The sequence below is a fragment of the Flavobacterium sp. MK4S-17 genome, assembly GCF_009848495.1.
In the GTDB taxonomy this organism is placed as follows: Bacteria; Bacteroidota; Bacteroidia; order Flavobacteriales; family Flavobacteriaceae; genus Flavobacterium.
Genome location: NZ_WWEP01000035.1, coordinates 109,681 through 125,744, shown reverse-complemented (window position 1 = coordinate 125,744; position 16,064 = coordinate 109,681). Strand labels below are relative to the sequence as shown.

Here is a 16,064-nt window from a genome sequence, read left to right as displayed (position 1 = left end):
TAGTAATATATTATTTTTCAAAAGCGAAAGCAACCTGGTGCTCATCGTCCAAGATCAACCGTGCGTTAAATTTTTTGCCGGATTTACTGATCATTCCCTTAAGTACATTCGTGCTCCTGTTCTTGACCAGATTTTCAATTTCTGCAGCAGGTAGTATCGTACCACAGACTTTTCTAAACTGAAGCCAGCCACATTGCTCAGCGGGGCACTTTACCACGTTTTCGGAAATATGCAAGTGGTGCTTTCCACACTTGGGGCATAGCAGTTCCGGGACAGCTTCATTTTTAACAGGAGCTTTTAATAACTCCCCGGTGATACTCTTGGTGTAGGCCTCAATCTCAGATTGGAACTTTTCGCTGGAGAATGTACCCTGTTCAATACTTACCAGTGCGATTTCCCAATCTGCCGTCATGGCTGCTGAGCCTATACGCATATTTGCCACGATATCATATACCGCAAGTCCTTTTGAGGTTGGGATAAGAGCTTTACCCTCACGTGCTATATATTGCCGCTCCAGCAGTCCTTCTATAACTGAAGCCCTTGTGGCGGGCGTACCCAGGCCAACGTGCTTTAAATCCTGCTTTGACGCTACGGTGCAGTTTTCGGAAATGATATATTCCATTGCGGGTAAAAGGCTGGCTTCTGTATACAGCTGTGGCCCGGCATGCTGTTTTTGCTTTATGGTGCTGGATGTGATAGTTACCCGGTCACCTTCCTTTAATTCGGGTACATTTCTTTCATCGTTAGTATTTTCGTCAAAGGCGTTCTGTATGGATAGCCAACCCGGCTCTGTTATTTCAGAAGTAGTCAGGCCGAAATCATAATGCAGCACCTGCAATGTAATACGGCTGACTTCTTTAATACAGGCTTCCGAAACTGATTCCAGTAATCGCAGGGCTATCATTTTGAAGATGACATCCTCTTTTACCGATAAGGCAGATGGTAGCTTTTCCGTAATAAGCAGGCCATGGTGGTCGGTCACCTGACCTTCGTTTACAATGTGCCTGTTAAGCCTTCCGAATTTTATTTTGGTAAGATGCTTGCCAAGCTCGGGGTCGTGTTGAAGGCCTCTTATGAGCGCCGGTATTCCTTCCCATACGTCCTGCGTCACGTATTCACTGCCGGTGCGCGGGTAGGTAATAAATTGCTTTTCATATAAGCCTTGTGCAATTTCAAGTGTCTCGGTTGCTGTTAACCCATATTTCCGGTTGGCTTCCTTTTGCAGCGCTGTCAGGTCGAACAACAAGGGAGCGGGTTCATGGACAGTTTCCGATAGTATGGCGGATACTGTGGCATGGCTCTGGCGCTGTACTGATTTTAAAACATCTTCGGCTTTCTGCTGCGTATCGAAATGTAATGCACCATTGCTCCTGAACTCTATAAACGACTTGGTATGTACAAGCTGAATCTGCCAGTATTTCACGGGTTTATGGTCGCGGTGTTCCAAAAATCTTTTGCAGACCAGCCCCAGGGTAGGCGTTTGTACCCGGCCAAGGGAGTAAACTCCTGTACCTGCTGCTATACTGAGCGCCTGCGAAGCATTAATACCGACCAGCCAGTCGGCACGGCTGCGCGCCCTGGCGGCGAGATACAGGTTTTCAAACTCTTCTCCCGGCAATAAGTTGGCAAAACCCTTCCGGAGTGCCTTCTCGGTCAATGAGCTGACCCAAAGCCTTTTAAAAGGTTTTCTGCAATTCAGGTACTCGTATATGTAGCGGAAGATGAGTTCTCCTTCGCGGCCGGCATCCGTCGCAGCAATAAGGCTTTCGCTTTTTCTGAACAGCTCCCCAATAGCAACCAGTTGCTTTACGATCCTTTTATCGGGCAGCAGCCGTTCATTTCCGGACCCTTTTCGCGGGGTGAGCATAAAGGGTGAAGGGATTATAGGGAGGTTATCTTTTTGGAAACCGGGGAGGCCATAATCTTCAGGTAGACCCAAGGTCACAAGATGCCCTAGGGCCCAGGTGACATAATAGCCATTTCCCTGAAAAAAGCCTTCTTTTTTTTCCGTAGCGTTTAGCAGCGCAGCCAGTTCACGGGCCACGCTGGGTTTTTCTGCAAGTACTGTAATCATGATGCTTCATTTATATTTTACATTTTCCTGCCTCTCTTTTTCGTAGGGGCATCTTCCTGGTCCGGCTGTTTGTCAGCGATATTTTCTTTTTGCTGTTTCTTATCGTCTTCCTTTGTAGGATTACGATCCTGGCTCATTTCACTTTCAGCAGTTGCTTGTGAAGTTTGCGGGCTAGTCTCAAGCAGGGCCTCCTCTTTTGACTTTGATGGGTTATTAAAGGAAAAGCCAACTTTCCCGCTTTCGCTGTTGTAGGTGATGTACCCTTGGTACTTCTTATCATTCTTGTCGATTAACCCTGTGATATATACAGTCATTCCTTCTTTGAACTTACTGTACTGTTCCTCGGTCAGTTCTTTGCCCCTGAATTCCCTCGGTGCTTCATCATACGTTTTGCCTTGGGACTGGTTCTGGCCGTGGTTGCGGTCAAATATAAATTCGACATAGCGTTTGTCGGCATTAAACTGCACCGTGGCGTCAAAGGGATCCCCATTCCTGGAGGTCATCCCCTCAAGATAAAGGGGTTTGCCTTCCTGCAATGCCTGTTTTTGCTGCTCATCCAGCTTAATGCCCTTAATCTCATCAGGTATCTGCATCCACTCTGCCTTGTAAGCTACCAACTCATTGGTTTTGCGGTCAACACTTATTACTGACGGCACAAATTCGCTTGTCTTTTGGTTGTACAGGTCTACGACCCTGCCCATATTGCCTGTTTTAAGCAAATTCTCTTTATCTTCTTTGGAAAACTCATGTCCAAAGAAGGGATAATTTAAATTAGGTTCCTTGCGTATCCCGTGCATGGCTACGACCACCTGTCCGGCATCGTTGGTCTGAAGTGAAAGCCTGGCATCCAGTTTCGCCACAGCATCACCCATGGTGAGTGTCAACGGCACCAGGTCATTGGTCTTAAACCCTTTGAGTAGGGGCTCTATAAGGTTCATCTTTTCCAGGCGTTCCCTGCTTAGGCCTAAATTATTCAGGGATTCCCAATTTACTTGTTCGGGCTTAAATTTGTATTCTTCTGTTGTTTCCATTGTAGTATGATTTTTATGTTGATATTCGGAATTGATAGCATATTTTGAAAGCAGTTGCTGCGCATCTGCCCCCATGTCATTGAGATAACCCTGCAATTCGCGGGCAATTTCTAATCCGATGGAGAAGGGCACGCGGAAAAAATCAAATCGCGTTGGTTCTTTGAGTTGCCGCGTGAAGTTGCCGAAGAAGTTGGAGAAAAAGTCACCGTGGCGTTCAATCCGTAGAAAATCAGATTGATTCTTAGCGTTTATTTCTGCTGCTTTTAACTCGCCGTTCTTGGTTAGCTGTGTTACTGCCCGCACTTTATTGTGCTTCTTGTCCAGTACAAGCAGCATCTCATTCAGTTCATCAGGATGTCCCGATATTTGTTGATTGTCTTCCATAGCTGCCGATTTTGCATTTTAAAGCTATGTATTTAAGAATTTGCAAATGTGAGTGGGAAGCCTGAAGCAGGGCTTGTCATTCCCTGGCTTGTAATCCCGGTAATCTTTTTTGGAAACTGTCGCGGATAAATTGATGCACATCAGAAAGCTTGTAATAGAGTTTTCCGCTAATGGTGTAATAGGGCAGCCTTCCGCCGGAACGGTAGCGTTGCAGGGAACGTGAGCTGATCTTCAGCATCTGCAGTACGTCCTGGTTGTCCAATAGTTCTTCGCCATCAATAGCTGTATGGCGCTGTTCCACCTGTAGGATTTTCTCGGCCAGCAAGTCAAAGCGTTGCATAACACGTTCCATCCAGGCATGAAATTCATTTCTGTCGATGTTCATGATAGTACGATTTTTGAATTAAACTAGCCACAAGTTTGTCATTACAGTAAGCTTTATCTGCCAAGGTGTGCCAATGGGCAGAATATTTTTTTTTTACGGTTGCTGTAGATCATAAAAAAAGCAGCCCATCGGCTGCTTCACTTCGTTAAAGGTCCTTGTCCATATAGTCTTCAAGGGAGTCCCGTAATTGGTCAATAAATAACGTCCGCTTGCCGGAACGGTCTTTCATGCGGTGAAAGGCGTGATGAATATCGCCCAACGATATTTTAAAAAGGCTTTGAAAAATCAGGCTCAGCTTTCGGATGCCTATCTTACCATGGGATAGTACCCCGGAAATATATAGTGCGTAAATGAGTTCTATAAGGGCATTTTTAGTGCCTGTCCATTGCAGGTCCTCCGGAATATCCAGTAAACCGAAGTTAACCGGCGTTTCAGGATCAATCCTTGACAAAAGATAAATGTAGGTATGGTCCTGGGCTATAAACCTTGCGACCAGATGGTCATAATAGGTGGAATACTGGCTGTCCATCTCAAAGTAGAAGCTGTCTAAAACGGTAGCATAATGTACCTGCTCCCGCAAAAAATAGTCAGCATCTTTATCTGTCCTGCCCGAACGGTAATACCTGTAGAAGTCCATATCCAGCTGGCTGGTATTATTCTGTTTTAAAAGCTTCAGCTGGCCCTCAAAATATTTACGGTATAGCTTGCCGCCCCTTACGGGGCAGGTAGTTTCAATTCTATAGACATTATTGTAGTAGATGAGTTTACCCAAAACCAGAGGCTTCACTTCCTTAAAAAACTCAATTTCCTGCATTGCATCGGCAAATCCGACTGTGCGTACCTGTTCCTTAATGCGTACAAGAACCCCTTGTAACAACGCGATCATGATCCCGGACTGTTCAATAAGGGATGTATCGCCGAGCGACAGTTCCCGCTCCCTGATATCTATTTCTGATAGTATCTCCTTAAAAATCGCTGAACGTACCATAGCTCAAATAATTGATATAGCCGTGCACCGACAATAATGAAGCACTGTTATCTGTGCATGCCTGTTATTTACCGTATTCTTTTCTATATTCCATAGGCGTTGTCTCTGTTTGCCTTTTAAAGAACCTGCTGAAGCTCCCCGCAGAAGTAAAGTGCAGTAGCTCGCTAATGGTTTCCACTGAATGTTGTGAACTCATCAGTAAATATTTTGCTTCGCTGATAAGTACTTCTGTAATACATTTTATAACTGTTTTTCCTGTTACCTCACGCACGGCTTTATTGAGGTAGCCGCTTGTTACAAATAGTTGCTTTGCATAAAATCCGGGGCTGTGCTGCTCCCGGTAATTTTGAATCAGTAGTTTCAGGAACTGTATAGTAAGCAATTCTTTCCTGTTGAACGATGTATTGGCCAAATTTGTGTCCTGCTGCCAGGCTGCCTGAAATATCAGTAGGCTCAACGCTGCGGTAAAAGATGCCTGCGGAAATCGGTTCGGATTCGTAGAAGTTTGGTAATAATAGTGAAGCAGTTTCATAATCCGCGCTAGGACCTTCGCATCAAACAAATCGGGCAAAATTTTAATATTCTGCTTGCTTACCAACACTTCTATAAATTGGCTGGACATTTTAATGTCGGTTATAAACTGCCATTGGACCTTTACAAAATAACAGGCCATTTTTCTGTTGTAGCTCAGCACTTGGTAATAGTGCCGGCATAATGCTACGACCAGTTCATTAGAAGTGCAGGAAATTTTATCCCCGTCGATCATGGCCCTGAAAACCCCTGACCTGACAAAAATGAAGAGAAAGTTTCCGCTACAGTTTACTCTATCGGTTTTAGCCTCATTATCCTTTCCGGTATAGAAATGCACTTCTGCCGGGAACTTGTCTGCTATATCTTCCATATCCAATGAATTACAAAGCCCGACGGTATCCCGCGGGCTTTAATAGTGCTACAATTGTATTTTTTCCAGCCCGGCAATACTTGTAATTAGTGGGTATTCAACAGCTGCCTGATTACTTTCCAGTGCACCCGCCAGTGCAGCAATAATATTACCGACTGATTTTCCCCAGTCCGTGTCCTCACAACACGAGTGATGCAGTGAGTAGCGGGTTATGGAGGTGACTGCAAGTATTATTCGTTGCTCTTCATCTGATAAGGTTGCAGAGTTTAGCGTAGTGTTTTCAATAGCAATAATGTCGCTGTAAGCTTTACCGAATGGTTCGCTTGCCCAATAGCTGTAGTTGTCAAAGAAATCTGATAAAATAGTTACCGCGGGTTCACTTAGTGAAGGGTTTTGCAGAACTTGCTCAAGTGCTGCATCAGGTGTATTCATGCAGGAGGCTAATAACTGCTGCGTCGTTGAGTCGCTTGTGATTTCCGACGCGCCGCCGGATAGGTTCTGGACAAGCAACAAGAGATCTTCATAATTGTCTGGTTTATGGCTACTTACCTTATAAAGTGACAATGCGTTTCTGTAGGATTGTCCTATACCATCATAGGGATTCGCTCCGTTTCCGGCACTATTGCCAAGTTTCTTGAAGTATGTATCTGGTTTATTATCAATGCTATCAATGCTATTCAGTGGATCGGTTTCGGTTGTACATGCGAACAGAATAACCGATAAGAGGCCCATCGGGATTAAGTTTACGATTTTCATTTTTTCGTGTTTAAATGTGACTGATTCGTTTTAATCAGTTCATTCATCCGGATGACAAACTGTGTGGGCTGCAGGCAACCCTTGGCTTGTGAATTCGAAACAAAGCTACGGGCATTGCTGAGGCGCGGCAAGTGCATCAGGTTGGGGATTCTGAATTCTCATTGTGGATTTTCTGAAAATTCACAGTCTTAAAATGTGTTAAATGAGAAGTGAAAACTGGGATATTGGCTATTTTTGATTTACCCCATACCTCAAATTAATTTTACGTGCTGCTATGTTCTAAATTATTGCTTAGAAATAAATTACCGTTGCAACAAATGGCAATCAGTCGCATATCTACATTATTATTACATTGTATATTCATCATAATGTTTCAGGAATCCTTCGCCACATCGGTGCAGGATTCCTTACAGAGGAAAGACTTCAGGTACCTGTTCACCAGGATAGGAAGTACTAAAGAAATGCCTGCGCGGCAGAAAATATATTTACAGGCATTCCTGGCAAACGCTAAAGCAGCGCAAGATTGGGAACTTATTGCAACAGGTTATAAAAACTATGCTGATTATGCCGATGAAAATATGGCTATCATTTACAGCGACAGCATGGTATATGCTGCCAAGCAATCAGGTGATAATAAATTAATAGGATCGGCTTACCTGTCAAAAGGAATTGCTTTCTATGCCCTTAAACGGCATGAACTGGCTTTGGAGAATTATCTTATTGCCAAACCCTACATTGAAGTATCAGGAGATGACTACTTAAAATATAAGCTCACATACAATATTGCCCATGTCAAGTATTACCTGGGCAAAAATGAGGAGGCTATCCAGCTCTTTAATTCCTGCCTTCAGTATTTTAAGAATACGAACCCCAGGGCTTACCTTAATACGCTGCATTCCTTAGGCCTAGTTTATAACAAGGCCGGCGACTATGGAAAATCACTGGACATGGTAACGCAGGGAAATACTGCCGCCAAAGCCTTAAACAACCATAGCATGGATGCTTATTTCCTTCACTTGCAAGGCTTAAATGAATATTTCAGGGAAAATTATGCCTCAGCCATAGAACATCTCAAAAAATCCATACCCGAGATAAAGGATAATAAAGACCATGGTAATGTTGCAGTGGCTAATTTCTACATTGGTAAAAGCCTTTGGGATTTAAAGCGACGCCGGGAAAGCGTACCGTACTTAAAACATGTGGACGAGGCTTTATTAGATTATGATTACATCCGGCCTGATCTAAGGGAGAGTTTCGAATTATTGATTGATTTTTATAAAGATAAGGGCGAACTAAAACAGGTATTGTATTATGTAGACCGGTTATTGGTCGCCGACAGTATCTTAAGAACTACCCATGATAAATTGTATGACAATATTCATGTCAACTATGATACGGTGGAACTCCGGCAGGAAAAAAAGAATATTGAAAAGCAACTCTCTCAGGAGGTGTCTCATAAGAAATTATTGATTGTAGGTTCTGTTTGCCTGGCTATAATCATTATACTTCTTACAGTGGCATTGTACAGGCACCGTCGGCGTAACCGTATTTTCCGTGAATTGATGGAAAATAAAAAACCTATAAGTAATCCAGTTAGCGACGCACCCAAAGAACTAAATATCCCACAGGAAACGGTAGATAAAATTCTGTCTCGCTTAGAGAAATGGAGACAGTCTATGCGGTATCTTGAGCCCAATATTACGCGAGCCTCAATGGCGGTTTATCTGGAAACAAATGTACATTATGTATCCGATGTGATTTCGCACTGTTACGGCAAGAGCTTTACTGAGTACATAAATGACCTCAAGATAGATTATATTATTGAGCAACTGAAAACCGATAAGCACAAACGCATGTTTACTCATGAAGCGCTCGCTAAGGAAGCGGGCTTTGGTACTACACAAAGTTTTGTTACAGCTTTTAAGGCGAGAACCGGTATTTCACCTAACTTCTTTAGTGCGAAGATCAGGAAGGAGATGGATGAAAAGGGAAATCAGTAAGCTTGGGACTGATATTAAAAATAAATTCGTTCGCCGATCTCACACCAATACTTTTTTGAACGGTGCTTGAACATAATCACGATTTTTAAATTTTATTTCTTTAAAAAAGATCGTATTTCATTTGCAATTTCAATAAGTAGACTATCCGATACATTCGTACTTAATTGACGTGTGTGAATTACTAATTTTGTTTTATCAGCGTTATAATGAGTCCAACATAATTGCTTTTCATTGCCAATTTGTTTGTCAAATTTCACATTAAATATTTCTTCAATTTCGACACCATTTATATAATTGCTGCAGGCTAATATGACGATTGGAAAATTTTGAAAAAAAACACTTTCTTTAATAAACTTCTTTCTGTCCGGAATTCCTTTCTTATCCGCATCTCTGGTAAATTTTGCGGGAGAGCTATTCATTTCCGTTAGAAAAAAATTATTATGAAAGTCAATTTCTTTCTCTTTTACAGATGATAAATTATTGAGAAATATTAAATCATGGAGTTTTTGGTACTTGCTCCAGGTTTGTCCTTCTTTTAATTCTTTTGCGTGTAAACTCTTAAAGGGGAACAATGGATTTGAAGTTAATGGTGAATCTTTTCCACCTTTCCAATTGGGTATAGAGTCAACATGTAAAAGGTTTTCTATATTCAAATTCCATTTAGTTGCATTTTCTTTAAAATCTTGAAGCATTTCATTTTGAAACCTAACATAGAGTTCGTCTCCTTTAGCTTTATTTTCAACATCAGTTGCTGTTTCTTTTCCTACAATCAAAATCTTACTATTTGGGTTTCCTGTCCCAATATAGATTTCTGTTTTTGTGCATTCAATAACTTTTTTTACAAAGATTTCAGGATATACCATATATTTTTGTTCTTATAGAATCTCATTCACTATAACTTTTCTTAGTTACTGCTTACCAATCAACGGATTGTACTTATCTCTAAGTATACGCTCTATATGTGGGACAATAAAATCATAGTTAATCACATCAATTTCAAGGACTGAAACCCTGAATTGCAAGCCATGGAGGTTTGACCTGTGTTTGAGTTTCATAGCGTAAGTATTCTTAGCCGGCGAGAGATTTATATGTTCTCGAATCCTTTTATAAACATCTTTATTTTTCCCAATGTATATAGGCAGCCACTGCTTATCGAAATTTTGATACATGGATAGCCTCTTTTTGATAACACTTGATGAAAAAAAAGAATCCTGTTTTTTCTTTGACCACGCCTCCGCAAAATTTCTAATTTTTGTTTCTCTTTTTTTGCCCGGTAAAATATCGCTGTCGAGATTAAGTTCGAAGAGATAAACGCCTTTCCTTTTGACCGGTGAAAAGAACAATTTATTATCAAATTCCTCAGATAAAATAAAAGACAGACCGTTTTCAGTATCGAAATTGACATCAATTAAATTAGTTGCAATATCAGAAATATGAGCAGATATATTAGTGTCAAATTCCTTTAGTATTTCAATATATCTCATCTTAGCACTTCATATATGAAACACTCCCCTCAGCAACCATCCCAACTTTCTCTTCAGCCTCACTCACAGTAACCTGCCCGTTCATTAACATAGGCAGCAACCAATCACGCAGTTGAGCGAGTTCCTGATTTTGTATTAGATTATTTTCTATTTTATTATAAAACTGATTTACAGTTGTTGAAAATGCTTTAATAGTTTTATTGTATGGGATTATTATATTTAATTCCTTGATTTTTTCTTGCGACAAATTATCTCTTGCTGAACCAGTACTCAAATTAATCAAATATTGATACATATCATCTAATACAAACTTCGTGTAGTAAAAAAATAGATCGTTCAGTGGCATTATTGCACAGATTGCTTGATTAGTTGTAGCTTCAAATGAAATTATACTAGTTTTACCGGCAGTTGCTCCATACATCGCCATCAAAATAGTTTTTGCAGGGAACAATTTTGCACTTGAATTATTCATCCCCAATTCCGAAATGAAATTTTCAGTTGAAACGATAAATGCATTATTCAATTCACCGCTATTAATCCATGGAATAGTACCATTTTCATAAAATGCTTTTTCAGTGGATTTAGGTGTACCTCCGGAGCCTGTCTTAGCAATATTTCTGATTTTCTTTACCTCCCACCCCACAGGAATCTCCCTCTTCAAAGTCTCATTATACACCATCTTACCGCTCGATGATTTATAAGGCATTCCATTAGTGTCAGGAAAATCAAACTGTACAAACCAATAATCGTACAGCGTTTTGGCCATTGCCTCTAGTTCTGCATTGATTTTATTGTTCAAATCTATTTTATCATCCAAAACTGAAAGGACCGAAGCGATTTTTTGTTGGGTTGGTAGGTCTCTATAAATTATATCTATTTCACCAAAATTCTTCAAGATAATTCTTGGCAGTGCACTACCAGAAACATACTTTTTTGCAACTGTTTCTTTTACAGAACTGGAATGAAGATAATATTTCAAATAGGAAGGGTCAATTTTTTTTAAGTCTGGTCTAAGAATACCTATTGAAGATAGAATTGCTTGCTTTTTATTCTCCTTTACGACAAAAACATGCTTTAAGTAACTACCGTCCTTTGCTATCAGAATGTCATTTATTAAAGGAACACAATCATTCCTTAACATTTTTTCATATTCTTCCTCATTGATATATTTACAATCATCATAAGAAAAACCATCATGCTTCATATCCTTAACTGAAAGCATTGGAATACCTTTCTCAATGCCCACTGGACTATAATGAGAACCATCAGTAATTCTTTTGCAAACTGAATTTAACTTTACAAATTTGAAATTACTCATACCTCAATCCCTTTAACTGTTCCTGAATTTCTTGGTCTAAAGCACTCCCTTCTGCAAAAAGGTTTTGCAGGCGGTTTTGAAAACCGTTCATTTTTTCGGCAAATTCCTCAGCCGTAATATCTACATACTCAATTTTAACCTCAAAATACTGCCCCGCACTAAAGCTGTAGTTTTTGGCGACAATTTCATCTTTAGTTACTACTACAGAGAGGTCGGGTATAGCCTCCTTTTTATTAAAGGCTTCAATAATACGGTTTTCCTCGTCAGAGGTAAGCACTGTACGCTGGTTTTTTCCTTCTTTTACGGTTTCACCAAGCTTAGAGGCGTCCATTAACACAATATGCTCGCTATCAGCTTTTTTATCTAAAAACAATACTGAAACGTTGGTACCCGTACTGGCAAAAATATTACTCGGCATGCTTACCACCCCACGCAGCCAGCCGTTGGTTATAAGGCGTTCACGTATTTTCTTCTCAATACCGCTTTGTGCAGTAATAAAACCAGTGGGCACTACAATAGCTGCTTTACCTGTATCACTCAGTGAGTGCATGATATGCTGAATGAACAACAAATAAATAGCCATTGATTCTTTTTTGGTTTTCGGGATGTTCGGAATTCCCGCAAAAAAGCGCATTTTAAAAGCATCTTTTTCTAAATCAGCATGAAAGTCAGAGAAATCCAGCTTAAATGGCGGATTAGAAACAATGTAGTCGAACTTTTTGTCCAAATACGTAGGTTGTGCTATCGTATTAGTTTTAATGATATTCGGGATAGAATGCGTAAGGTTATTTAATATTAAATTTAAACGAAGCATATTGCTCGATTTCTGCGAAATATCCTCTGAGTAAATGGTACAGTTTTCTTCTCCAATCTCGTGGGCTATACTCATTAATAACGTTCCTGACCCCGCCGAAGGGTCGTACACTTTTACATCTTTTACCGGCTCCGGCACCATAATTTGCGCCATGATACGGGCTACAGCATGAGGGGTGTAATACTCGGCATACTTTCCGCCGCTATCGGTGTTGTAATCTTTTATCAGATATTCAAAAATGGTAGCAAAAAAATCGTATTTCTGTTCAAACATTTCCTCAAAACTAAACTCAAACAGCTTATTGATTAGAGCTTTAGCAAACGCGTCTCGCTGCGAAGAGTCAGAGATAAACTGCGTTAAATCGTCAAACAAACTGTCTTTGGCTCCTGTAAAGGATTTTACCGAAAATACTTCGGCGTTTTCAACTGAAACCTGTCGTAGTGTGTCGTCGAACGTCTTACCAAAATCAGAATCATTCTGGATGGTAAACAAATGCGAGATGAGGTGTTGTGGCCTTAACCGCGGAATATTAGGATCTAATGAATCTACTAAATCAGAATAGTCGTCTTCATTCAGGCTGCGTAAAGCTACCGAAAAATTCTCAGCTTCATTTAATGCGGGCATTTCCTGCTTGACGGCATACCTGAATTTATCATTCAGGAATTTATACAGGAATACCTGGGTAATGATTTTAAATTCGTTCCCGTCATTTCCTAAGCCATAGTTGGCACACACACTTTTTAGGTTATCTATAAGTGTCTTGGTTTTGGTCATGAAGTTAATGTCTTGGGTCATGTGTACTATCTGTATTGATACTGTTGTAAATATTCATTTGCAATTAAATTGGAAATGCTATTTTTTAATACCTGATCCATTTCAATCTTTTCTTTTTTCTTAAATTCCTGTACCACCAGTTGCAGGAGATAGCGTTTAAAATAAGCTTCGTTTTTCACTACATCTTCTTGGCTTTCCAGTTTGTTGTCTACTTGTTGCTTTACCTGCATTAAGGCTTTATGCAGCTGCAATTCTTTAGCATTTAGGATACCTTTCTCACTAAGCCGCTTGTGCACACGGGCATACTTGTCATCATTCTCATATTTGGCTTTTAGCAGTGCGTTCTTACGGTTCAGTTCTTTGGCACGGTCATAAATCTTTTGCAACAAATGCATGTTCTCCACCATGTCCGCCTGGGAAACTTCACTTAAATTTTTCTTTTTGAAAATACGCTCCAATTCTTCGCGCAAACTTACGAATTGCGGATCAATCTGGTCAAAATTATGCTGTAAGGATTCTCTTGTTTTGCGCAAAATATTTTTAAACTCATCAGCCAACACCAGTTCGCTTTCGTCTACTTTAATAAACTGAAACACGATGTCTTCTAAAGCAGTATTCAGTAAATTAGCCGATGCTTCCTCGTTACCAATACTTTCTAAGAAATTAAGGTTATCTAAACGATTTTGTGCTTCAGACAACAGGCGGTTCCAAATTTCAAAATCAGCCACGCCATCCAGCGCTTCGTAACCATTTATGGCGATAATGTTTTTGAGTTCTTTTGCTGTACGCAATGCTTTTATTAAGCGTAGTAACTCGTTCTTATCCGTAAGTTGAGCGATTTGCTGTGAAAACAACTCCCGGTTTTGTGTATCGTAATGAAATAAAGTCTCTTTGATTTCCTGTATTTCCTTCTGGATTTCTTCCTCGGTTTTAAACAGATGGGAATACATCTCCATTTCGTCCCCTAACTGCTCCTGTAACTCATCAAAATAGAGTTTATTGGTACGGTCAAATGCTTTGGAGATATCGGCAAAATCCACCACATATCCGTACTGATATTTTTTATACGGGCGGTTCACACGGGTTAGCGTCTGTAATAAGTTATGATCCTGAATCACACGAGCTAGGTATAATTTCTTTAATCGTTTGGCATCAAAACCCGTAAGTAGCATATTGTACACAAACAATATATCTACTTTTGCTTTTTTATAGGCTTTAATCAATTCCTTACGGACAGCTTTGTCATTTTCATCATGTAAAATTAAGGCTGCGGTTAATGTTGGTTCGTCATGTAAACCGTATTTAGCCTGGGGTTCTGCTGCCATTAAAAGGCCGGCATCGGTTTCCTGCACACCATATTTTTCCTGAAATAAACGGAAAAGCTCTTTCGCCTGGTCGGCCGAATCGCAAACCACCATACCTCCCAAAGTTGTGTCTTGCTGATCCCTTCGAAACTTTATTAGGTCTTTTGTAATGTAATCTAATAGGGGAGCTGCAAATTTCTGATGAGCATAAATTTGTCGCGTAGTAATATCGCCCTGCAGCACTTTGATTTGATCCATCACTTCTTTCATCTCGATTTTGAAGTTACCTTCAATTTGCTCACGGATAAGACGAAGGGTATACCCATCGGCAATGGACATATTGTAGTAGTACTTGTGGATGTAATTGCCAAACAGCAATTTCGAATCGTAGTCTTTAGCTACTTCCTTAAGTAGTGGCGTCCCTGTTAATGCGATCATAACAGCCGAACGGTCAGAATTAATAAGATGCCCCAAATAGCTCCCTTTAGGGTTATAGCTTCGGTGTGCTTCGTCTAAAAAGTAGACCCTTTGTACATTGATATCATACATAAGGTCTTTTGCAGAAACAGCATCTTCTGAGAACTTTTGTATATTCACGACAGTGATTTCAGGTTCTCCCGAATCGTTATGTAACGCCCCTACAACCTGCAAGTCTTTAATAAATTCGTCTTTAGAATTTACCTGCTTTACCCTTAAGCCGCGATTGGCAAACTCTCCCGAAGCCTGGATTAACAAATCAAGACGGTCTACGATAAAGTAGAATTTAGGGATGACTTGCTTCTTGGCGTAATAATCGGTTAGGTATTTAACATTGTAATAGGCCAATGCTGTTTTACCGGAGCCTTGGGTGTGCCAGATGATTCCCTTATTTTGCCCGGACTCCAATTTTGCTTCGATAGCCTGGGTAGCAAACAACTGGGGATAGCGCATGATGTGCTTCTGGTATGCAACTTTGCCGTCAGTATCTTCCTGCACATAAGCAATTGCATACTTTAATAAAAATTGCAGGCGTTCTTTACTAAAAAGCGAAGTTAGGATACGATTCGTTGGCGTATTCTCCTGTTTGTTCGTCAGGTATTCAGGACTATTTTTGATAACAATCAGGTTGTTATCTTTCAGCAATTCAATCTCTGTCTTCTCATCAATTGAAAGCAGCTTTTGCTTAACAGGATAATCTTCATCTTCCCTGAAGAAATTGAAATGAACCTGATCGTAAGACGGAGTTCCGTAGAATGCCCCAAAGACAGGGTCAACAATCCCGTCTTCGTATTCCATGTTATTTGAGAATACCAGCAACTGAGTGATATTGGCAAAACGGCGGAAATGTTTATTGGCAAAACGTGTATTGATACGGTTCCGTTCAGCGATAACACCTTCTTTATTGTGTGGTTTCTTAACTTCAATAAACGCTAAGGGCATGCCATTGATTAAAACGGTAATATCAGGGCGGAACTCTTCATCACCCGTTTTACAGGTTAATTCTGTAGTGACGTGAAACTCATTATTGGAAAAATTTGCAAAGTCAATCAGTTTCATTCCAGATGTGGCTACCACGCGCTCATAAAACTTCTTACCTAAATCTTCGTAATCCAGCTCCAGATTAATTTCATCAAGCAATCGCTGGGCTTCTTGCTCAGAAATATTATTTATGGCAGCTATCTTTGGAATAAAAATAGAGGGGAAGATATTGTTTTCTTCTATCCTAATCTGCTGGTTTAACGGAATGTATCTATATCCCAGGCGCATCAAATGCAGTAAAGCAGGAATTTTTACCCGGGAATCTTCATTAAACTTCATATAATAAGGGTTGATTCCCGTAAAAATAAGCATTTACATTAAATCATTAACAGA

At 40.3% G+C, this 16,064-nt stretch carries 12 protein-coding genes; 1 reads left to right on the top strand and 11 read right to left on the bottom strand.

What is annotated here, in order from left to right:
- Window positions 1-10 precede the first annotated feature (10 nt).
- The 6 genes from GSF09_RS11980 to GSF09_RS11955 form a co-directional block, all read right to left on the bottom strand.
- Complete coding sequence (locus GSF09_RS11980; protein WP_159801733.1) at window positions 11-2,074, bottom strand: type IA DNA topoisomerase; 2,064 nt, start codon at window positions 2,072-2,074, stop codon at window positions 11-13.
- A 17-nt stretch (window positions 2,075-2,091) separates the two neighbouring features.
- Window positions 2,092-3,105 carry a DUF3945 domain-containing protein gene (locus GSF09_RS11975; protein ID WP_370516003.1) on the bottom strand — a complete coding sequence of 338 codons (1,014 nt, stop codon included), beginning with the start codon at window positions 3,103-3,105 and terminating at the stop codon, window positions 2,092-2,094.
- A gap of 460 nt (window positions 3,106-3,565) precedes the next feature.
- Window positions 3,566-3,874 (bottom strand): helix-turn-helix domain-containing protein, encoded by a 309-nt coding sequence (locus tag GSF09_RS11970; protein WP_159801729.1) that lies wholly within the window; start codon window positions 3,872-3,874, stop codon window positions 3,566-3,568.
- A 145-nt stretch (window positions 3,875-4,019) separates the two neighbouring features.
- A complete protein-coding gene (locus GSF09_RS11965; protein WP_159801727.1) occupies window positions 4,020-4,862 on the bottom strand; it encodes an RteC domain-containing protein in 843 nt (280 codons plus the stop codon).
- A gap of 64 nt (window positions 4,863-4,926) precedes the next feature.
- Entirely contained in the window at window positions 4,927-5,763 is an 837-nt protein-coding gene (locus tag GSF09_RS11960) for an AraC family transcriptional regulator (protein WP_159801725.1), read from the bottom strand.
- A gap of 48 nt (window positions 5,764-5,811) precedes the next feature.
- Window positions 5,812-6,519, bottom strand: coding sequence for a hypothetical protein (locus GSF09_RS11955; RefSeq protein ID WP_159801723.1), 708 nt, complete (start codon window positions 6,517-6,519; stop codon window positions 5,812-5,814).
- 368 nt (window positions 6,520-6,887) lie between these two features.
- On the opposite strand from GSF09_RS11955, the gene GSF09_RS11950 reads away from it, so the two are divergent.
- Window positions 6,888-8,519 (top strand): AraC family transcriptional regulator, encoded by a 1,632-nt coding sequence (locus GSF09_RS11950; protein WP_159801721.1) that lies wholly within the window; start codon window positions 6,888-6,890, stop codon window positions 8,517-8,519.
- 92 nt (window positions 8,520-8,611) lie between these two features.
- On the opposite strand, the gene GSF09_RS11945 is transcribed toward GSF09_RS11950, so the two are convergent.
- Genes GSF09_RS11945 through GSF09_RS11925 form a run of 5 tightly spaced genes read right to left on the bottom strand, consistent with a single transcriptional unit; the run spans window position 8,612 to window position 16,010 of the window.
- Complete coding sequence (locus GSF09_RS11945; RefSeq protein WP_159801719.1) at window positions 8,612-9,382, bottom strand: hypothetical protein; 771 nt, start codon at window positions 9,380-9,382, stop codon at window positions 8,612-8,614.
- 45 nt (window positions 9,383-9,427) lie between these two features.
- Entirely contained in the window at window positions 9,428-10,003 is a 576-nt protein-coding gene (locus GSF09_RS11940) for a hypothetical protein (protein ID WP_159801717.1), read from the bottom strand.
- Between the two features lies 1 nt (window position 10,004).
- Window positions 10,005-11,321, bottom strand: coding sequence for a restriction endonuclease subunit S (locus GSF09_RS11935; protein WP_159801715.1), 1,317 nt, complete (start codon window positions 11,319-11,321; stop codon window positions 10,005-10,007).
- Window positions 11,314-12,930 (bottom strand): class I SAM-dependent DNA methyltransferase, encoded by a 1,617-nt coding sequence (locus tag GSF09_RS11930; RefSeq protein ID WP_159801713.1) that lies wholly within the window; start codon window positions 12,928-12,930, stop codon window positions 11,314-11,316. The genes GSF09_RS11935 and GSF09_RS11930 overlap by 8 nt, the downstream gene beginning before the upstream one ends.
- A 5-nt stretch (window positions 12,931-12,935) precedes the next feature.
- On the bottom strand, window positions 12,936-16,010 hold the full coding sequence (locus GSF09_RS11925; RefSeq protein WP_159801711.1) for a type I restriction endonuclease: 3,075 nt from the start codon (window positions 16,008-16,010) through the stop codon (window positions 12,936-12,938).
- Between the last annotated feature and the right edge of the window lie 54 nt (window positions 16,011-16,064).